9 protein-coding genes are annotated in these 22507 nt (G+C 47.8%); 7 read left to right on the top strand and 2 right to left on the bottom strand.

Going from position 1 to position 22507, the window contains the following annotated elements:
* Positions 1-6: 6 nt before the first annotated feature.
* The 5 genes from BOCO_RS01080 to BOCO_RS01060 all read left to right on the top strand — a co-directional run bounded on the left by BOCO_RS01080 (position 7) and on the right by BOCO_RS01060 (position 12897).
* Positions 7-4410 (top strand): PD-(D/E)XK nuclease family protein, encoded by a 4404-nt coding sequence (locus BOCO_RS01080; RefSeq protein ID WP_094722270.1) that lies wholly within the window; start codon positions 7-9, stop codon positions 4408-4410.
* The gene (locus BOCO_RS01075) at positions 4407-8606 is read left to right on the top strand and encodes an ATP-dependent DNA helicase (RefSeq protein ID WP_094722269.1); all 4200 of its coding nucleotides are present in this window, start codon (positions 4407-4409) and stop codon (positions 8604-8606) included. Before BOCO_RS01080 ends, BOCO_RS01075 begins: the two co-directional genes overlap by 4 nt.
* Positions 8607-8718: 112 nt before the next feature.
* Complete coding sequence (locus BOCO_RS01070; protein WP_094722268.1) at positions 8719-9477, top strand: GNAT family N-acetyltransferase; 759 nt, start codon at positions 8719-8721, stop codon at positions 9475-9477.
* Entirely contained in the window at positions 9477-10802 is a 1326-nt protein-coding gene (locus BOCO_RS01065; protein WP_094722267.1) for an MFS transporter, read from the top strand. Before BOCO_RS01070 ends, BOCO_RS01065 begins: the two co-directional genes overlap by 1 nt.
* A 226-nt stretch (positions 10803-11028) precedes the next feature.
* On the top strand, positions 11029-12897 hold the full coding sequence (locus tag BOCO_RS01060) for a ribonuclease J (RefSeq protein WP_094722266.1): 1869 nt from the start codon (positions 11029-11031) through the stop codon (positions 12895-12897).
* Positions 12898-12918: 21 nt separating this feature from the next.
* Here the strand turns inward: BOCO_RS01060 and BOCO_RS01055 are convergent, their stop codons facing one another.
* Positions 12919-13779 carry a Tle-like phospholipase domain-containing protein gene (locus BOCO_RS01055; protein ID WP_094722265.1) on the bottom strand — a complete coding sequence of 287 codons (861 nt, stop codon included), beginning with the start codon at positions 13777-13779 and terminating at the stop codon, positions 12919-12921.
* Between the two features lie 810 nt (positions 13780-14589).
* On the bottom strand, positions 14590-17712 hold the full coding sequence (locus tag BOCO_RS01050) for an RCC1 domain-containing protein (RefSeq protein ID WP_094722264.1): 3123 nt from the start codon (positions 17710-17712) through the stop codon (positions 14590-14592).
* A 618-nt stretch (positions 17713-18330) separates the two neighbouring features.
* Here BOCO_RS01050 and pepN point away from each other — a divergent pair.
* Together pepN and glmM are read left to right on the top strand one after the other, a co-directional pair.
* Complete coding sequence (pepN, locus tag BOCO_RS01045; protein ID WP_094722263.1) at positions 18331-20952, top strand: aminopeptidase N; 2622 nt, start codon at positions 18331-18333, stop codon at positions 20950-20952.
* Between the two features lie 178 nt (positions 20953-21130).
* A complete protein-coding gene (gene glmM / locus BOCO_RS01040) occupies positions 21131-22507 on the top strand; it encodes a phosphoglucosamine mutase (protein WP_094722262.1) in 1377 nt (458 codons plus the stop codon).

Below are 22507 nucleotides of genomic sequence, written 5' to 3'. Positions count from 1 at the left end.
GAAACTATGACGCAAACGAGGTTAGTGGACCAGGAACAGGCTCTTCAAATTGTTGAAGAACTCATCGAGGTGGGGCTCACTGCTGATGATGGTGGCCCTAGCAGGGTGGTGTGCTTAGCGGGGCCACCTCGGTCAGGGAAAACGACTGTAGCCAGCCAAGTATTGTTGCTTGCCTTGAGAGCTTATGGTGATGGAGCAGCTAGGCTGGTGGTTTCTGGTCGTCATGCCGCAGATAAGCTTAGCCGCCATATTATTACTCAGATGGGTTCCCTAGGCCAAACTCGACCGGTCGGTACCTTACAAGCGTTCGCTTTCCAGCTGTTGACTGCTGCCTGTCAGTTAAAAAACGGCCAGGCACTTCCTAAACTGCTTAATGGTGCAGAGCAAGATGCCTTGTTGCGAACAGTAGTAGCCCGACACGTAGCTCATGTACGGTCTGGAGACGATTGTGTATCCTGCCGCTTACTTGAGCGTTATTTTGCTAGTGAAGTGAATTGGTCGGGAGTAGTTACCAAAACACCAATAGGTGCTAGGGAATTGTCTGATCATGTAGATGACAGCTTTATTGCCCAGTTGCGAGACATGATAGCTCGCATGACTGAACTGGGATTGGACACATTAGGCCAAGATGATGTACTGGAAGCTTTAGCACAACAGAAACTTGATTTGGATGCACGCGATCGGTTGAATGTCCAATGGCGACTCGCTTTCGCGCTGTGGAAGGAATACTTGGATGAAATTGAATCTACCTACAGAGGAGAATATCGTCTGGATTCATCACAGCTTCTGATAGCAAGTCGAGAAGCAGTAGTTCACACTGAAGGTCTTGCTTTGCCTCGGATGCTGGTGGTAGATGACTGGCAGGATTTGACTATAGCTGGAATGGGCTTCGTGCAGGCGTTGTGGGAGCATGGAGTGCGGCTTGTATTGGTTGGAAACAATGATGAATCAGTACAGGCCTTCCGTGGTTCCTATCCGGAGTTTTTGTCTAGAAGGATCCGGCAGCTTGTACACCAAGACGACTATATAGCGGGGAGGTCGCTCCTGCCGGCAGATTTTGGCTGCTTAGGAGCAGTCTGTTTGCAATTGCCTTATCGACCGATAACTCAGGTTGAGCAGGATGTTCATAACAGCTGTACACCTGCTGTCGAGAAACGAATGTCTTCTACTCGTCCCGCATCCTTTGCTGACTTACTGACTGCACGCATTAGTTTAAGCATTCTTGATGAAGAAGAAAATGCTGATCCTCTGTTTGACAGACCTGGGAAAATGCCACATTGGGAACACACCGCGCCGATTACTCCACTGGACAGTGGCAGTGCACTCTGTTCGGATGGTTCGGTTACAGCCCGTCTTTTCCAACAGCCAGACCAAGAAGAAGCTGATGTGGTTTGGCAGGTCAAACACGAGTTTCTTGCCGGACACTGGGACTGGAATGATATGGCCGTCATTGCTCATGACAATGCGACTGTGCGTTCCATTGGGCAAAAGCTACGGGTTGAGGGGGTTCCTGTACGGTATTCCTCCATTGCTCAACCACTCAAAGACGTACCGACAGTTCAGGGGCTGTTTGCTTTAATCCATCTTGCTCAAGCAAGGTCTCAAAATTTATATGCTAGTCAGTACCAGCAAGCCAAGGAACAAGCACAAAGCTTGGCCTCACATTTTCGAACACTCTTATCTAGTCCTCTTATACAGGCTCAATTGCCTGACTGGCAGACCACAAGACCTGTCCGTGTTGGTCATCTTGATACGCTTCTGGCAGTTGTCGTGTCACTAACGCATATAGAGCAGGTGCAGGTCTCTGATGCTGATGGTGGGGCAGATGTAACATCAGCAGCTGCCATAAGACAGATGAGTGCACAGTGGAAGCGATATGTGCAAGAGCATGAGAATATGAGGAACCAGCTTCAAGCCCAGACTGGCGTGAGTGTGGATGACTCGCTTATGGACGGTATTGCCTCACCTGCTCCAGGTTCGATGCAGTTAGGGCTGGATTCGTTAAGTGTAGATGCTCTGTATACTCTTCTCTTGTTCGATGGAGTACCTGAATCGCAGGAAGGTAATCTGCCAGCTGGGGCTGGTGAGAGCGGATTGCGTCAGTCAGTGATGAAAGTTTTGCAAGCAATCGCTGACTCTCATCAGACTGATCCAGATCTCAAAGCTTTAGAACACTGCTTGTACATAGTTGATAAAACAGCTCGGGGCTTAGATTCCTTAGATCATGACGAGCCAGAATATGTGCTTTGGCAGGCTTGGGAGGCAACGGGATTAGCTGATCAATGGCAAACTGAATCGTTAGAGGCTTCTTTAGCTGGTGAGCAGGCGAATGACCGCCTAGATGCCATGATGCGACTTTTCCAATTTGCGACTTCATCACAAGTGTTTGCTAGTATTAACGACTTCATGTCTCAGGTTGAGGGCATGCAGATTGAAGCTGATTCTTTGGCACATGTTGGTCCTGTGGAACATGCAGTCACGCTCACTACTCCCGCAGGGGCTGCTGCCTTGGCCCAGACTTGGCCGGTTGTGTGGTTACCATCCCTGCAAGAGGGGGTCTGGCCCAATTTGGTGCCTCGAGATATGCTTTTTGGAGCCGAAGACCTCGCTAATGTAATACTGTATGGTTCCATCCGTCAGGTTGAACCAGGTCAGCGAGCACATAACTCTCGACTCAAAAACACCCTCTATGCCGAAGAAAAAGGGTTCTTAATCGCAGTAAGTCGTGCTGAACGGGAATTGAAAGTATCTGCGGTCTGGAATGACTCGACAGTACCTTCCGATTTTCTCTATGGGTTTCTTCCTGAGCTCTTCCCTCGGGTGAGTGATGTGAGTCAGGCTCATTTTACTCAAGTAGGTGAGCGTGACGATTCAACTAAGCTTTTCTCAGGTTTAGAAGTGGGAGAGCGGGGGCTGGTAGCAGCTGCACGATCGATACTAGTTCGTCACTCTATCCAGGAATTGGATGGTGTTCGGAACAATCATGAACTGCCTGTAGGTGGTCAGTACATTAGTGCTGAGACAGCTGATGACGCTGCAGCAACACTACGTCTTTTGGCGCATAAGGGCTTACGAGAAGCGAATCCTGCTAACTGGCCCTTTGTGTACAGCTCCCAGGAAGCTCAATTTCAGGTTAGTCAGCCCAGTAGCACGCGAACTGAGGGAACTTCAGTACAGCATGTAACACTTTCCCCTTCGGCCGTAGATAATATTTGGTCCTGCCCCTTGGAATGGGCCATGGGTAACAGATTTTCGGGGCCAGGCGCTAGCTCAGTAGCTATGAGCTTTGGAAGTCTGATACATCAGGTAGCTGAGCAAGCTAGCAAAGATGGGCTGGATTGTCCTGGTCGACTGGACTTGGGTAAAGATGATGTAGGTAGTCAGAAGCTGATCGAGTACACGACGGATTCGATGATGGAAATATACCGTGATTTGCTTGAGCATTTCCCTACTTTTTCTCATCCAAAGGATGCATACGAAGTCCGACGACGGGACAGTCGTGCTCGCTCAGTTTTAGGTAATATTGCGTCGTACTTTGTGAAGAGTGCCCAGGAAGGATACGCCAGTGGAGGGAAAACGCCTGTTGTGGTCGGGACCCTGCTTGATGTTCAACAGGAGGAACAGTTCACGGCCAGCTTTACTCCAGGTGATTTCACTGCCATTTGGAATGCTACATACCCCGAACATGCACTTGAAGAGGAAGAATTTTTTGCTTTGATTTCTGCCCTTTCAGGTGGCTTCCCCAAATCCCTCTCTTTGGATACGAACATTACCTTGTCTGGTCGTATTGACCGCTTAGAGCATCGAGAAATTGATGGAATGCGAGTCAACCGTCTCGTTGACTATAAAACAGGTAATACTAAGCACACCGGTCCTCAGGTCTTTAGTGACCTACAATTGGTGTGCTACCAGTTAGGTTTAGCCTTTACAAGTGAACAAGCATCTGGAGCTAGTGCTTCTACTGCAATGAGCAGCTTGGAACAGGCAGACCCAGTGAGTCAGGCGGTTTTGTTTGATGTTTCCATGTGTCATGCTCCTGCTTGGTCTAGGACTGCTGAGACGGTATACCAGCCTGCGCTCTTTCGAGAGGGTAGATTTAATACAGTGTTTGAACCACGCTTTTATCAAGGAAAACTGAGCAAGTTAGCCAAGCTTGACCCTCTCAGTGTACGTACGCCGAACGGCGTTAGACAGCAGACTTGGGATTTTGTACGGCAGGTTCAATCAACTGATCAAGGGATTTGGGCTCTGACTATGGTTGCTCGAGTGTGTTTTGCTGCCGGAATTAAACTCTCCACTCAATTGCAAGATGTCATGTTTGACTCGGTCCACTGTCACAAGAAAAACAAGAATGGCAATTGTCAAGCTTGGGAATTCGTGGCTGGCACGGTGATGGAGGACCAACGATGAAGTATACCGACGAGCAGAAGTCAATTATTGAGGCCTCGGTAGAAGACGATTTATTGGTGATAGCGGGTGCCGGATCAGGAAAAACAATGACGATGACAAACCGCATTGTTTCTCTTATCCAGCGCGGAGTTCCTCAAGAGTCAATTCTGGGATTAACATTTACCAAGAAAGCTGCGTCTGAGCTTCTTTCTAGGGTATCAGCAGCAGTGGCGGCCCAGGGGCAAGAGGGAGGTTGGGATCCTAATTCAGCTTTCTTGAAACCCGAAGTGCAAACCTATGATGCTTTTTTCCAAGCAATAGTCGGGCAGTATGGTCTCTTGGTTGGTATGGATCAGGGCACTCAGCCCCTTACCGATGCTGGAGCCTTTCAACTCGCTGCACAGGTGGTTCAAGAACACTTGGATGTCGTCTTTGCTAGCCATGTGGATGACGTGGCAGATGAGGGGCAGGTGCAGCCGCCATTGAGTCCTAACGAGGATGAGGGCGAATCGGGCGCCTTCAAGACTCTTGTGCGGGATGTGCTGGCCTTGAGTCAAGCGTGTTCTACTGCCATGATCAGTAAGGATTGTCCCACCTTTGGAGATGCAATATCCCGTATTCGATCTTGGGATGCTGCTTTCCTCGACCGTGTCAATGCTTTAGTTGGCTCAGAAGCAATACCTGCTAAGTGCCCTTCAACAACCGCTATGAGTTTGCCTAAAAAACCCGGTAAAAGTTCACGATCAACAATAGAAGACAAGCTCGGGCAGATGCGGCAAGAGCGACATTCGTTCCGCTTATGGCAGGCCGATTCTTTGCGACGCACTGTCCGGCGCCGGGAACGCCTACTCACCTTGGTGCAATATTATCAAGAAGCTAAGCGTGCGGCTGGTGTGGCTGAGTTCTCGGACTTCACTTTGGCTGCTTTTCAGCTGGTCACGAGGTTTCCATCAATAGGCGCTATCTACCGTCGTCGCTTTTCTCATGTTTTCCTGGATGAATACCAGGACACATCAACCACTCAAGCCTTGTTGCTGGCTGCTCTGTTTCATTCAGAACCTACTGGTAAGGTTTTCGAGGAAAGGCTGTCTGGTAAACAATGCTCGGCGGTGAGTGCAGTAGGAGACCCCTTCCAATCAATATATGCATGGCGTGGTGCCAGTCCTGGTGCGTTCAAAACCTTCCAGAGAGAATTCGGTATGGAGCCGCACACTGATACGGCGTTCCTGCATACCTATGGTCAGTCTGGCAAAGATCCTCTTACCTTGTCTCAAACCTTCCGCAATTCACGTATAGTCTTGGAAGCAGCAAATCTGCTGACTGCCCCTTTAAGAGGCAGGTCTGTCGACGGGCAGCCAAAGACTAGCGCTCAGCTTGAAGAAGTTGAGGTTGGTGAGCTAAGCCCCCGGAATGATGCCGACGCGGGAACGTTAGGTTTGCTTGGGTATAAAACCTTAGGACAGGAAGTTAACGGTGTAGTTCGTTTCGTCCGCAGTGCTGTATCCATGTACGGTCAAGCAGATGAACAGGGGTTAGATAAGGGTGCCCCGCACGTTGCTGTGCTCTTCCGGTCAAAAACTAGTATGCCTGATTACCAACAAGCCTTGGAAGAATCAGGTTTGCGGGTGCAAGTAATAGGGTATTCTGCACTGTTTGACCGTCCTGAAATTATGGATTTGTTAGCGCTGCTCCGCTTAGTCTGTGATCATACAGATTCATATTCGCTCTTACGGTTGTTAGCGTCGCCCAGGTTCAACTTGACCCCAGGGGATCTCAGTGCTTTATCAGACTTAGCTAGTCAGCTTAATATTGAGAGTCAGTATCAGGCCTTAGTACAAGCTGGAATCGCACCTGCTGGTTTGCAAGCTGAAAACATGTATGAACAAGTACGAAAACATCGGGACCAACTACATACAGGGGTTTTCTTGGTTGATATGCTCATGCAAGATGACTTCCCTGAACTCATGTCGAGCCCAAAGGCACAACGAATAAGCCCACAGGGGCATTCCTTACTTATTAAGGCTTCGCGTGTGTTCAGTCAGGCGCAGTCCCAGGCATCATCGCCGCTCCGACAGGCAGTCTTAGCGGCTGTTAGGGCTCTCGATTTGGATCTTGACCTGGTCGTAGCACAGTCATTAAAAGAGTCAGATGACCACATCGATGCTTCGACTGCAAGAGCCAGTTTGAGTGCATTCTTTGAGCAGGTTGATGCGTATGTGCAGGAGCTGCCACAGGGAGTGAATGCAAGTTTAGCGGGTTTTGTCTCCTGGATTGACGCTATGAGTACCAGTCCGGAAGAGCCTATTGCCGCCATAGATACACATGCAGATGTAGTGTTGATGACCATTCATCAGGCAAAGGGACTGGAATGGGATGCTGTTGCTGTTGTGGGAATGAAAAAAGATAATTTCCCCAGCAATCAAGGCGACAATTTGTCAATACTAGCGCAGGGGGATTGGGATACCGACTCCTTACCAATGTCTTATGAAAGTACAGCAAAGACTTGGTTGGAAGATTCCACAGCCGTACCCGTACCTGTGCGAGCAGACAGTCAAATCCTACCGCGCTTTCCCCATCAGGCTTCACACAAGCAATCAACTGAAGAGGCATTGGCTGGGTTAACGCTGACTAGCTTGGAAAATGAGGCATATGGTATTTTGCGCTCTCGTACCGGATTCGTAGATGACACAGCGGCTAGCTGCAATCCTGAAACAGGAGAGGTGGTATTGGCTGAGGACGCTATACCGGACTACTTAAGTCAACCTCAGGAGTACGGGCGCCGACTGCATAATGATGAGCGCCGATTAGCGTATGTGGCTTTGACTCGAGCCAGGCATGATCTCTTAGTGACCTTTAGTGCGCAAACATCCAATCTGGATCCAGCCTTACTTGATGGCACTGAGGCTATACCTGAGAACGCTCTAACAGCATCCAGTGAGACAGATGTGTATCAAGTTATTGCTAACAGTGCTTCTAACTTTTGGCGTGAGCTAGAAGTTGGTTTTGCTGGGCGTACGGAGTGCGTTATGTCTGGATCGGCCTGGCTGAACAGTCACGAGAAAGATGCTGATCCTCAACGATTGATTCCCCGTGGATATTTCATTGGGCAGAGGGCTGCGGAATACGAACAGTCCGTGGTAAGTGATGCTCTTCAGCAAGCTCCAGAGATGGAATTGACCGGTGGTGAGATGACAGGTATATGGCCGGTACAATTAGGTAATCGCATACAGACTGCGCTCGCAGAATCTGCCCGACATGTTGCTGAAGTGGATGTACATGAATATAGCCAGAAGAGTTTGAACGGTAACTCGCTCTACGCTCATGCACGTACCTTGTTGAGAGCAGGTTCAGGACGTCTAGGTGTACAAGGTGACGTGTTGGTGCATGATACTGAGGTTTTGAAACAAGTGGGAGCCCGAGTTGTTAGCCATAACGCACAATCAGTTACAGCTGTTCAAGCACGTTCTGGAGCGTTAGGCGAACCAGCAGAGCGTCGCTATTGGCTGAGTGTGGTCCGACCTATCCCTCAGGTGCCCTCACCATTAGCGCAAGCTGGTACTGCCTTTCATGCTTGGGCGGCCGACTTTTTGCTGCCTGAATTGGAAAACACGGCTGGCCTGATTACTGCACTTCCGAACGGTGATTTAGGAAGGTCATCTGGCGATATAAACGGTAATTCGTTGGCCGCGCGAGCAGCACTCGTAGAACAATTAGAGGTGGAGAAGCACAAGTTAGATGAACTTGGAGCAGACACGTTAGATGCCCGTGAGCAAGGCGCAATTGGTCGCAAGAAAATGCTCTTGGAGTGGGAGCAGCGTTTATCTCAATCACAGTGGGCTGATCGAGAACCGGTCTGGGTTGAGCGACCTATAGTGGCGGTGGTCGCTGGTCAGGTGGTAAAGGGCAAACTCGATGCGGTATTTGCTGGTGGATTAAATCTCAGCGATAATACTAAACGTTACACGATTGTAGATTGGAAGACTGGGCACAAACCCTTGCTGTCCGATGAGCGTGAGTCGAAACTTGCACAACTTGACCTGTACCGTCTTCTACTTTCTCGTAAAGAGAATATTGCTTTGGATTCTATCGATGCTTGTCTCTACTATGTAAGTGTAGAAGATTCTACTCAACGTTTAATCGTAGCAAGAACGAAGAGCGAGCAAGATATTGAAATTGAAATACTGGCTGGTCTGCCCGAACAATCTGATAATGATTGATGCTCTTCAATTGTAGTGGTGATATTGCAACTTTTGCTGGATAGTAGCGGGTTCAACAAGTGACAGGCAGATAGCTGCCCAATAATGAGGAATAGACGTAGGCATAGCATTCATGAGTGAAAGTACACAGGTACAGAAGGAAATACAAGGGCATTCAGGGCAGGTTATTATACGTCCCATGTGCTGGCATGACGTAGACCAAATAGTGGATGAGTTCAACCGCACTTGGGGTGAGGGAGAAACTGTAAGTACTGATATTGCTGAGTTAAATGCAAGGCACTTCGTCTTGCATTATCTCATTGGTACGAGTAGGGCACGCATAGCTGAACTAGATGGCAGGTTCATGGGAGTGACTCTTCTGGCTATGGGCGGTCAACCTCTCCTATTCGAGAGTGCTCAATCATCATTGGAAGCGGTTGATGCACAGTTAGAGGTAACCCCAGAAGGTCAACAGAATTTGTCTAGAATGATCTTCTGGCAACGGTTGGAGGACGAAGCAGAAGCAGAATCCGATGTGCTGAACTATGCGCAGGCGGAATTAAAGTTATTCCTCGTTTCAGCTGATGCACGAGGTCATGGTGTGGGGGCTCTGCTCTGGAAAGATATGCTCTCTTACTTGCAAGAACAAGGGGCAAATGCCTTCTTTTTGCACACCGATTCTTCTTGTGATGTCTCCTATTATGACCACATAGGTATGGATTGTGTGGCGTCTCGCATGGGAGCTGATCATCCCGATGAGCGTTCACAGCGTGGAGACTTTTACGACGACATCTTTATTTATGCTGCCAATCTTTCACAACAAATAGAACGTTGGGGAATGCAGGATAAGCAAGAACAATTGCCGACAGGTGTGTCAAGAGGTACAAACTGATGGATTCAGTAACAAAAACCAAGTCCCCATACTCGGAACTTTTTAGCTTGCCGGGAGCCAAGGGCTTTTGTCTTTCAGCAGCAATTGCTCGTTTGCCTGTTGCGATGATGGGCTTAGGTATTGTGCTTGCCTTAAACCACATATACAACAATTGGACTTCGGCAGGGCTCATGAGCGCCGTCTTTACCTTCTCGGCAGCAGTTGTGACACCCTTCTACGCCCGCCTGTTCGATCGGTTTGGACAACGCAAAGTGGGTCTTGTGGTGTTGAGTGTCCAAGCTGTAGCTATGCTTGCTTTCGCCTTTGGTGCTATGCATAGGATTTCTATAGGGCTCTTGTTTATATTGGCAGTCCTCATGGGATTAACCCAGTTTGCTTTTGGTGCCCTCGTGCGTACCCGTTGGGCATGGGCCTTGGCTCCCCAAGGAGCTAGGGGAGAAGAGCTCCTCAATACAGCATATGCATTGGAGTCTGGTGTAGACGAATGTGTTTTCATTTTAGGTCCCATTCTTTCAGCCTGGTTGGCTACATCTGTCAATCCAGTAGCTCAATTGTTCGTGCCCGTTGCTGCTTTGCTGCTGGGTGGCCTTGCTTTCTTCTCCTTGCGGTCTACCGAACCTCCAGCAATCACCGAAGTTAGTCAGGAACAGTTAGGCCAAGCAGGTCGCGTTACCAATTCTCCAGTAGACCAGGGTGGAGTGGTTAAACCAGGTGCTCATCAGGGACGGTACAAGGCAAAGAGCGCCTTATCATTCCCAGCGGTTTTCCTGTTATTCATTATTTTTATCGTCTTTAATATGTCCTTCTCTGCGGTAGATGTAACCGTAACAGCCTTAACTAAACAGATGGGTAAAGAAGGAATTGTGGGCCTTCAACTCTCGTTGATTGCAGTGGGTTCTCTCTGCGGGGCGTTAATTTTTGGCTCACTCAAACTCAAGGGCTCACGTTGGCGCTACCTGCTTCGATATTTAATCTTGCTGACCATAGGCTATGTAGGATTCAGATTGACAATGAACAATTTAGTGTTGTTGGGTATGGTTGAGCTGGTAACAGGTCTTTGTGTCTCACCTATTTATGCAACGGGTAATCTCATTGTGCGTGGCACAGTAGATTCTTCCTCGTTGACGGAAGGGTTGTCTTGGCTTAACACAGGCTCTTCTATTGGTACTTCATTAGGTTCTACGCTGGCTGGTGTTGCTCTTGATGCTTTTGGGCCTCCCGGTGCAATGATGATTCCTTGGATTGTGACTGCTTGCTCTGTTCCATTGGCATTGCTGGGATGGGCAGTCAGTAGGAAAAGGGACAAAAAGACAAATCAACTGTGAGTCCCGACGGTGAAGTAGCGTATAAGTAGTGAAGAGCCTGCCAATGCAAGAGGCGTTCTATGAGTCCCAAGAGCATTGGCACCTGATAACTTTATAAGACTGTGCCTAGTTTGGCAGCACCGATCCCCCAGGGGTTGCAGAAAACAACCGGAGTCATACGGTGCTAGAGGCAGTTTTAAACGTCATCCTCACACAGGTGGGGGTACAAATAGAAATATAAGTGGAAATGGCAAAGACAACAAAAGAAGATAGTAAAAGCACTGGAAAAACTCGTAAGAACAGTGCAGGTCGTTCAAAAAGCGATAACAGGAATGGTAAAAGGACTGGTGGAAACCAACGTAGGACTGATACCCGTTCTAATAACCGTCGCGCTGGTGTCAGTAAACCAGAACAGCCAGAACTCATTGCACCTCCCAAATACCGCAAGGGTTCCATGAGGATTACCCCACTGGGTGGTTTAGGTGAGATTGGTCGTAATATGAACGTGATCGAGTATAATGGTCACATTCTCTTAATCGACTGCGGTGTACTGTTTCCAGAGGAAGAGCAGCCGGGTGTCGACCTTATCTTGCCTGATTTCAGTTACATTAAAGATAAGCTGGATCAGATTGATGCATTGGTGCTAACTCATGGGCATGAAGACCATATTGGTGGCGTACCTTACCTTCTCAAATTGCGTCCAGATATTCCGTTAATTGGATCTAAGCTGACGCTTGCGTTTGTCTCTGCTAAGTGTGAAGAGCACCATCAGCATCCAACCACCGTGGAAGTTCATGGACGCGACAAGCTCAAGGTAGGTCCCTTCAACCTTGAGTTTGTATCAGTGACCCACTCGATTCCAGATGCTCTAGCGGTATCAATTCGCACGCCTGCCGGACACATTATCGATACTGGCGATATGAAAATCGACCCCCTTCCTTTAGACCACCGTCTGACTGATTTACGTGAATTTGCCAGGTTAGGTGAGTCAGGTGTTGACCTGCTCATGGTCGATTCTACAAACGCTGAGGTTCCTGGGTTCGTTAAGCCTGAGATTTCTATCGCACCAGCTCTCGATAAAGCTTTTGGTGAAGCACAGCGTAAAATAATAGTGGCATCTTTCTCCAGCCACGTGCATCGTGTCCAGCAAGTAGTTGATGCTGCTCACAAGCACGGGCGCAAGGTTGTTTTTGTTGGACGTTCTATGGTCCGTAACATGGGTATAGCTGCCGATTTGGGATACTTGCACTTGCCGGAAAACACCGTCGTCGATATTAAAGATGCTCATAAAATTCCTGACGATGAGATTGTCTATATGTGCACTGGGTCTCAGGGTGAGCCCATGGCGGCCTTGGGACGTATTGCTGATGGTACTCACCGCGACATCAGTATTAACGAGTTCGATACCGTAATTATGGCTTCTTCATTGATACCGGGAAACGAACATGGTGTGTACAAAATCATCAACAAGCTCATTCGTTTGGGTGCGCGTGTTGTGAATCGAGACAACGCTGCTATCCATGTTTCTGGTCACTCAGAAGAGGGTGAACTCTTACACTTCTACAACATTGTCCAGCCAAAGTGCGCCATGCCAATCCACGGTGAAAATCGACATCTTGTAGCTAATGGATTGATTGCTGTAAAGACTGGTGTGGATCCGCAGAATGTGGTTCTAGCAGAAGACGGTGACGTGGTTGATCTCTATCACGGACAGGCTGCTGTCGTGGGTTCTGTTCCTTGTGGCTATGTGTATGTAGATGGTGGTTCGGTTGGTGAATTGACCGACGAGGAACTAGAGCAACGTCGTATTCTCGGTACAGAAGGTTTCGTTTCTGCATTTACTGTAGTTGACACTGAGACTCATGAAGTAGTCTCAGGTCCGAAGATTTATTTGAATGCGGTTGCAGAAGATGAACGTGAATTCCATGCGATTGAAGATCAGATAGTTGCTCAACTAGAAGATGCTATGGCTTCAGGTACACACGATACCTATAAGCTTCAGCAGCTGATGCGACGTACCTTGGGTGGTTGGATTTCCCGAAAACTCCACCGTCGTCCGGTCATTGTTCCAGTCGTGGCAGACATCGCTACGGACGTGGAAGTTCCTAGCGCATAACCAAAGCTCGCATAAAAGCCCTTATCTTGATGCTATTGAGATAAGGGCTTTTATGCGAGCAAAAGGTGCACGCATACGCTTGCTTATGACTAGTAGTTTGCTATGCAGCCGCTGCCAGTCAATTGGATACCAGTGTGATTTTCGAGGTGGTGTAGGGTCGTGCTTTTGTGTAAGTAAATGACCGCTGGCATCGAACGTAAAATCTCCTAACCAATGGTAAGGAGGTTTATTTCCTTGTCCACACCAAATTACTTTCGCACTTCGGTTTGTTTCTCCACTCAACAGTCGATTGACGGGATTTGTCAGAAGATCCTTTGAAAGGCGATAATCGACAAGCTGTTCGCTTTCTATGGCTGATCTGATATTAGTCGCTTCAGTTGCGGTTAGTAAAGGCCAGGGATCGAGTGCGCAAAAGGTCTTGGCTGTTGCGTTGTTGCGTAGTGCACAGATGAGAGCTAGACAACCACCTAGACTGTGACCGGTGAGCAAGATAGTAGAAGTGTCATAGCCGTGATCCCTAGATAGGTTACTTGCAAGTTGAACTAACCGTTCGGCTTGAATTACCTGACGGACAGGTTGCCTCCGAGACGGGTATAGTATGTTGAAAATGGAACAAGTATCGTGATATGCATCATCCTTAAAATTGAATCCTGCAAAAACAACAACGATATGGGCGTAATCTAATTGACCGTCCGAATGTATAGGAGTAGCTATCATTCCCTCAAAGCCACTGTCGTGGTCGTATTGTGACTCGGCAATCCAAAAGGAACCAGCCTGTGGAACATTGAAATCATGTTTTCCAGGAGTTGTTAACACGTCTGCCCTATTTACTCCGTAAGAGTACTGGCAGAGCAGATTCAATTGCTGAAGCGTGAATGCCATATTATCTTTCCCGATGCTTGTAAGAACGTCAATTTTCCTTTATCAAATGTCCCAGTGGGACTAGTGGACCAAATGTATGGATATGTATACTAAAAACAAGGTACGGTATGAAGTATTCCCTAATGAAACAGATTTTTTCAGGGCTTGAAACCAGTAATCTATCGACGATTAACATCGTGAATGACAAGCTTGGGAGAGTTGTTAATTCAACCACCATATCCACAAATTTTGTCTTATGGAAAACGCACTGCTGTCTCAGCTTTTTGGGAACCAGGTGGTTATATTGTACTGTTTATATTGCGGTTATGGTTACGATAAGTTTCGTAAAACCCGAATCGTTGTCATAAAGAGACAGTGCACAATATCTTTTCGCACATGGTCGGATGCATACAACCTTGTGGTAGTTATCTATGTGTTTTAGAACTGTCAACATTGATTGTTTATCCCCGTGATCGTCACGATGGATTCGAGGCAGTTCGTAAAATTATATGCAAATCAATACTGATGAATTATTTGTTACTGTGTTATGTATGTGGTGGTGATAGTAAGTCGTTTAGGTGCTAAAGCACTTGCAGTGTATAGCTTGAACACTGTTTCATCAGATTGAAGTTTGTGTTTGGCTAACAACGTTCGAATGGAATCATATTGAAGGTCTCCAAGAGAACTTGGAAGTCAAGTATATAGGGATCAGCCTGTCTATCCAAGTAATTGTGAAAAGGCTTTGATCTGCCAATAATAGAACAGTTGTTGTCGCCCTGTGTAAGAAACGAACAACAACTGTTGAGTGTATGTGACAGGTGGATTCTACTATTACTTGGTTTTACCTCGTAATATTGTTCTTCGTGCCAAAATGAGACCGCCGAGGAGACTGAAAAGTAATAACGAGAGGCCACTGATTCTCGTCAGCGGGATGTCACCAGCTTTTGGAAGTTTGGTGAGAGCTTGATAGAGGAAACCACTAGGGATCACATAGTCCTCTTTTTCTAGTCCACCATAGGTCCAATGGATAACAATATCAATTGGACCCTCCAAGTGAGCTGGACTTGTAAAATTCCATTTTCGGCCCGTTGCATCCTGCGCTGGTGTTGGGTTAATGCTAATGGAATCAAAAGTTATGCCAGTAATATCAATGACTTGCTGAATTTTTTGAACAGTTGGTGTGGGGTGAGGTTCATCGTCTGTGGTGTTATTGCCGAACTGACCATATTGATTACCTCCCCAACCCCATATGCTGTCGGCAGTGTCCAGAGCTGTCGTGTGTGAATCTCCACTGGTAATGCGTTTATATGAAGAACCGGTAAACACTTGTCGAGGAGACAGCCGGGGTATGGTGTTGTCTGTGCCTAATTGGCCTGAATTGTTGTCTCCCCAGCTCCATATAAGTCCGTACTTATCGAGAGCTATTGTGTGGTTAGAACCAGCGGTAATGTAGGAAAAAGGGGTTTGAGTATTAGCCTGCTTTGGCCACGCCTGATCAGTAGTGGTGTTGGTGCCAAGCTGACCTTTGTCATTGTGCCCCCAGCTCCATGCATAACCTAAATTATCTAGTGCAGTTGAATGATACATCCCTGCGCTGATAGCGCTAAAGATGCTATCGCTAATTGTTTGTACAGGGGTGAGCTGATTCGGATTGGCTCTGCTATTGCCAAGCTCACCTTCCTGATTCCAACCCCAACCCCATACGTGTCCTTTGTGGTCAAGGGCGAGTGAATGTTTGTATTTTGTGCTGATCTTGGTGAATCTGACGTCTGTCTTGACGAGAACGGGTGTTAATCGGTTTTCAATAGTGCCATCACCAAGTTGTCCGCAGTCATTAGCTCCCCATGTCCAAGCTCTACCGCTGTTGTCGAGTGCTAATGAGTGTTTCCATCCTGCACTGATGCTCGTGAAAGTTGTATTAGCTTCTACACGTTTCGGTGTATGTTGTTCAATTTGATTACCCCAAGACCAAGCGTTACCAACACTGTCAATCGCCAACGAGTGGTGTCGACCTGCGCTGACCTGAGTGAAGTGTACTTCATCTGGTGTAGGTACTTGTACTGGTGTATTGCTATCATTTTCAGTTCCGTTGCCTAACTGGCCGTAATCATTTCGTCCCCAAGCATATACCTTGCCATCAGAAGCAACTGCTAAAGTATGATACCAACCGGCACTAATTTCGTGATATGTAAGGTGTTGTGGTGGTTCTGGTGCGCTGATTGAAATGGGGGTGCCCCCGTTAACTGGCCCACGGGTGGGCGTAAGAGAGAACTGATATTCTTCCCATTTAGCAGTCAGAGTCATGTTACTGGTTACTGGGTCATTGAAGTTCCAAGCTTTGCCACTATCGGTGAACCAGCCATCGAACCAGTGATTATTCCAGCTCGGATTAGATCCGGAGGGCCAAGTAACACGTTCCTCCTGTACAACAATTTGAGCGGGAGGTGTGATTCCTGGTCCTCCTCCTAGGTCAAATTGAACAGTGTATGTATCCTTATATTCATATCGCAATTTTGTGGTTCCGACGGATGTACCAACCATAATCTCATTGTTGATATTACGGATATCACGGCGATAAGTAATTTTAACGTTTACAATACTCTTGCTATGTAGAGGAACATTTACCGTCCATGCCCGAGTATCAGGATCTTCAGAAACTTTGCTAGCTGGATTATTATCGAAGGTTACTTCTGTAATGTTATATGTTGGCCAAGCTACTTGCACATCGAGATATCGGTCGGTGGTTATGTCACCAAGTTGCCCGCTATAGCTGGCTCCCCAACTCCAAATGTTGTTGTTGGTATCCAATGCAAGAGAAAACTCATATCCAGCGCTGATGCTGGTGAATGTTGCGTCGCATGCTACCTGTACAGGTGTATCGCGTTCAGTTGAGGTGCCGTCGCCGAGCCGTCCGTCATTGTTGCTTCCCCAGCTCCATGCATGTCCGCTGGTATCGATTGCCAGTGAGTGCTCTTCACCTGCGCTGATGCTGGTGAATGTTGTGTCGCTTGCTACTTGTACAGGTGTGTTTTGGTTGGTATCGGTGCCGTCACCGAGTTGCCCACGATAGTTGCTTCCCCAGCTCCATGCATGTCCGCTGGTATCGATTGCCAGTGAGTGCTCTNCACCTGCGCTGATGCTGGTGAATGTTGTGTCGCTTGCTACTTGTACAGGTGTGTTTTGGTTGGTATCGGTGCCGTCACCGAGTTGCCCACGATAGTTGTACCCCCAGCTCCATGCATGTCCGTCGGTATCAAGTGCCAGTGAATGTTCTTGACCTGCGCTGATGCTGGTGAATGTTGTGTCGCTTGCTACTTGTACAGGTGTGTTTTGGTTGGTGNCGGTGCCGTCACCGAGTTGCCCGCTATAGTTGCTTCCCCAGCTCCATGCATGTCCGTCGGTATCAAGTGCCAGTGAATGTTCTTGACCTGCGCTGATGCTGGTGAATGTTGTGTCGCTTGCTATTTGTACAGGTGTAGTGCGATCGAGATTGGTGCCGTCACCAAGTTGGCCGGCATTGTTGTGGCCCCAGCTCCATGCATGGCCGTTGGTATCAAGTGCCAGTGAGTGTTCTCGCCCTGCGCTAATGTGGGTAAAACTGATACTATCTGGCATTTTTACTTGTATAAGCATTCCTTTTTGATCGAGATCATAGTCTTCTTCGCGTGATTGCCCATTGCCTAATTCGCCATAGTTATTGCTTCCCCACGAATAGGCATTCCCATCTGTACCAATAGCCAGTGAGTGTTCTATCCCTGCGTTGATTTGACTATATTTTACAGTGTCAAATGAAGTCGGTAGCTCGATGGTAGTAGTTGCTTGTGCGTTAGCAGGTCCCGAAGCGGGGTTGAGCAAGAAACTATGTATTGATTCAGAACTCTGAGTAAGTTCCTGGTTTTGTGGAGGGAGGGGATCAGCCTGTGCTGGCTGACTCAAACTAACTAATCCACACATGACAATTGTTATCGATAGTACCGCTGCACTGGTCGAGCGTAGAGCGCGCAAAGTTAAAAATCCTCCATACAACGTGTCCAACTTTGAGCTTAGAGATTGAGTTCTCGTCTGCCACAAATGAACTGATAATCCTGCTTCACCATTGACATAAAAAACCAGCAGTTTACAGGTAATTCTTCACTTTATATTTACATTTTAACAGAATATTCATATTGTGCGAATCTTTTGGCTTGTCGGTTGGGGAAAAATTGTAATTAAAAGTGTTTTTTTGCTATGTGTAACCTATTATTACGATCTCGTACATCTGGCTGACATTTTGTCGACTGTAAATGTGTTCAAATGCTTACTTACTATAAATAACTATCAATAAAGGGAAGTGGTATCCCGTTTTTGCTTCGAATAAGTTTCAAGTAATTGATAGCAGCTATTTACGTATAAATAAGGGTATATAAATGTAGGCGTTAAGCAAGTTACCGTGCTTCTAGTTGACTATAATGCTTATGGCTTCGGATAGAGTGGAAGTATTCATGCCTGTTTGTGGTACTGGTTTCATAGAGAGGAATGCAGTCTAGACAGGTGCATGAGCCGATAGAACCGTATAGAAAAGGACGCATTTACATGCCAGGAGCAAATCTGACTCGCGTGGAAGCTCAAGAGCGCGCAAGTATTGTTTCAAACCCTCAGTACAAAGTAAGTTTAGACTTGGCCCAAGGTTCGCAGAGTTTTCTCTCTCAGGTTGAAGTTAGTTTTGATTCAATGAAGCGTGGTGCTTCCACATATCTAGACTTAATCGCTTCCCAAGTAACTCTGGTAGAACTCAATGGTGTTAGCTTGGATCCAGAGGATGTTTATCGAGACAGTCGTATTGAACTTAAAGGGCTGAAGACTCACAATGTAGTAAAGATAAGCGCTATATGTGATTACTCCCGGACGGGGGAGGGATTGCATCGTTCAGTTGATCCTACAGATGGTCATGTCTACCTATACTCACAGTTTGAGGTACCGGATGCCCGAAGAGTCTACGCAGTGTTCGACCAACCTGACTTGAAAGCAACGTTCGACTTTTCAGTAGTGGCACCTGAGTCCTGGACTGTTCTGGCCAATATGCCGGTCGAGTCTACTGAGTCCATAGAACAGCAGACAGAACCTGGGACATTGGAGAAGGCTCCTGCTCAGTCTTGCAAGCGTTGGGTCTTCAAAACTACTCCTAAAATGAGTTCTTACCTAACTGCTATTTGTGCCGGTCCCTATGCTGAGTGGACTACTCAATATGCTAATGAAGACGGTCGTACCTTACCTATGGGATTGTACTGCCGCCAGTCTTTGAAGGAGGCCTTGGATAAAGACGTCGAGTACCTCTTTGACATTACCCAAAAAGGCTTTGCTTTCTATGCTAAGACCTGGGGAGTGCCATACCCGTATGCCAAATATGACCAGGTTTTCGTACCTGAATACAATGCAGGCGCAATGGAAAACATTGGTCTGGTTACCTTCCGTGACCAGTACATTTTTGAATCTAAGGCAACCGGAGCCAAGATTAACCGTCGCGTCGAAACTGTTTTGCATGAGCAGGCCCACATGTGGTTCGGTGATCTGGTAACTATGAAGTGGTGGAATGACTTGTGGCTTAATGAGTCTTTCGCAGAATATATGTCTACACTTGCTACTGCTGAAGCCACCGATTGGGACTCTGACTGGGCTACGTTCTGCTCGGGTGAAAAGTCTTGGGCTCTGCGTGAGGACCAGTTACCTACCACTCATCCCATCGTTGCCCCAATTAACGATTTACACGATACAGAAGTGAACTTCGATGGTATTACCTATGCAAAAGGCGCTTCTGTGTTAAAGCAGCTGGTGGCATATGTAGGGCGTGAGCAGTTCTTTGAAGGCATTCACAACTATCTCGACAAGCACGCCTATGGTAACGCTACGCTCGCAGATTTGTTGGCTGAGCTGGAGGCAACCTCTGGTCGCGATTTGAAAGCATGGTCGGCCCAGTGGTTGGAGCAGTCGGGCATCAACACATTGTCTTCCAAACTGAGCGTAGACGCAGATGGAACTATTAACTCCCTGTGCATTGAGCAGAGTGCTTCCGATGAGTTCCCTGTTTTGAGGCCTCACCGTCTTGCTGTTGGTTTCTACAATATGAATGCTCAGGGCAAGGTTGTCCGCACGGAGCGTTTTGAGCTAGACATCAACGGTGAATCGACGCAGGTGGCAGCAGTAGTTGGTAAGCGCAAACCGGACTTCATTCTGATAAACGATGACGATTTGACATACGCCAAACTACGTCTTGATGGTGATTCTCTGAAGTTTGCTCAAGAGAATCTTTACCGCTTTGAAGACCCGTTAGCGCGTGCTGTGATTCTATTGAGCTTCTGGGATATGACCCGTGACGGAGAGTACCCAGCTGCTGACTTTGTAGCTCTTGTCTTGAAAACGCTATCAACTGAGCGTCAGTCCACTACCTTCCGGTATGCGCTTTCTCAGCTGGATACCACAGCCCACCAATACACTGCCATTGAGCAACGTCCTGAGATTTTGCAGCAGGTTGCTGAAGGTCTTTGGCACTTGGCAGAGCAGGCAGAGGCTGGTTCAGATGAACAATTCCAGCTCGTTGAGGCATATTTAGGTTATGGCGACGATCAGGATTTTGAGGACCATGTACATGCCATGCTTAATGGTTCCAGTGACTTGGTAGGTATCGAGGTTGACAACAACATGCGTTGGTCATTGATTCATGCTTTGGCTAGCCAAAATATGGTTTCTGATGAAGAGATCCAAGCTGAGCTTGACAAGCGTGATACCACTGAAAATCGCGAGTTTGCTATGGGGGCGAGAGCTGCACGCCCTGTTAAAGCAGCAAAAGCTTGGGCATGGGATCAGGCCTTGCATAATGCTGAATTAACGAATTCTCAGATCGGGGCACTGGCAGATGGTTTCTCGGCATCAGGTGATGAAGACTTGTTTGCCACCTATATTGACAAGTTCTTTAGTTGTGTCGACTGGGTGTGGGCTCATAAGACCTTCCACATCGCCGAGACCCTCCTAAATCCTTTGTCTGCTGGTGGTCTCTACCCATATAAGGCAGATCCTGCAACACTGGTCCATGCTGGTGAACACTGGTTGTCGGAGCACGAAGGGGCTCCGAATGCTCTGCGCGGTATGATCATACAAAATGTAGAGTCCTCCAAGCGTACCCTCCGCGTTCGCACGTATAACGAAGGTTTGCGCAAATAACGGAAAAGTTTATGAACACAAGGCTCTGCATGCTCGTATAAGTGCCACATGTGCTGGTAGGTGGAGAAATTGCAGGGCCTTTTATTGTTGCCTGTGTCTACTGAGTTCTGTAGGGCTAATCTATACCTGTAGGTTGTGTAGGCCAGGTGGGTTAGAGAACAGACAATGAGGGAGCACGATGCCTAGACTATTTGGTACAGACGGAGTACGGGGACTAGCAAATCGAGATTTGACTGCACAGCTTGCCCTCAACTTAGGGGATGCTGCAGTCAGAGTCCTAGGCGTAGGTGCTCAACGAGTGGATGGGCGAAGACGAGCCTTAATCGGTAGAGATACCAGAGTTTCTGGCGATTTTCTGGCTTCGGCGTTAGCTGCTGGTATGAGTGCAGGCGGGTTCGATGTGATCGATGTAGGTATTATCCCTACTCCCGGCATAGCATATCTGACGTCTGTATTGAATGTGGAAATGGGGGCAGTTATTTCTGCCTCCCACAATCCTATGCCAGACAATGGGATAAAGTTCTTTGCTCGCGGCGGATATAAGCTACCTGACACTAAAGAAGATGAAATTGAACGGGTGCTTGGTCAGGAATGGGAAAGGCCTACAGGCGAAAATGTAGGGCGGGTTTCTCATGACACTGTTACAGCAACTAACCTCTATATTGACCATTTGGTCGATGCGATAGCACCAGTTGGGCCTGATAAAACACAGCCCAAACCCTTGGCGGGCCTGCGTGTTGTGGTAGATTGCGCTAACGGAGCAACTTCTGTGGTGGCTCCTGAGGCTTTGCGTAGGGCGGGGGCAGAAGTGGTGGTGATCAATGCGTCACCTGACGGTTACAACATCAATAAGCATGCTGGATCCACTCACCCTGAACAGCTCCAGGCCATGGTTCGAGCTTCGGACGCGGTTATGGGTGTTGCTTTTGATGGTGATGCTGACCGTTGTCTAGCCGTAGATGAGGACGGCAACATGGTAAACGGTGACCAAATTATGGGCATTTTGGCTCGTGCCAAGCAGCGTGAAGGCAAGCTGGCGAACGATACCTTAGTGGTTACTGTTATGAGTAATTTAGGGCTGAAGTTGGCTCTTAACGATATGGGTATAGCCACAGTGCAGACTGGTGTTGGTGATCGCTATGTGCTGGAAGAGATGCTGCGTGGTGGGTATACATTGGGTGGTGAACAATCAGGACATGTTATTAACCGTGAATTTGCTACCACTGGAGACGGAACGCTAACAGCGTTGACGTTGGCTCAAGAAGTGGTCCGTTCAGGCAAAACCCTCAAGCAGCTGGCATCTGACTTTCCTCAGCTGCCACAGCAACTGGTAAACGTGCCTCATGTGGACAAGGCTGCTGCGAATACGAATGCTAAGGTGCAGGCTGCGGTTGATCAGGAGAAGAAAATTCTAGGTGCCACCGGCCGAGTATTGCTACGAGCCTCCGGTACCGAACCTTTAGTGCGAGTTATGGTTGAGGCTGAGACCCAAGAACAGGCAGATGAAGTGTGTAACCGGTTGGCACAGGTTGTTGCCGACGAGCTGGGTCTATAG

Origin of the sequence: Bombiscardovia coagulans, from assembly GCF_002259585.1 — a bacterium.
Lineage (GTDB): Bacteria > Actinomycetota > Actinomycetes > Actinomycetales > Bifidobacteriaceae > Bombiscardovia > Bombiscardovia coagulans.
This window is presented reverse-complemented; position numbering and strand designations above follow the sequence as displayed.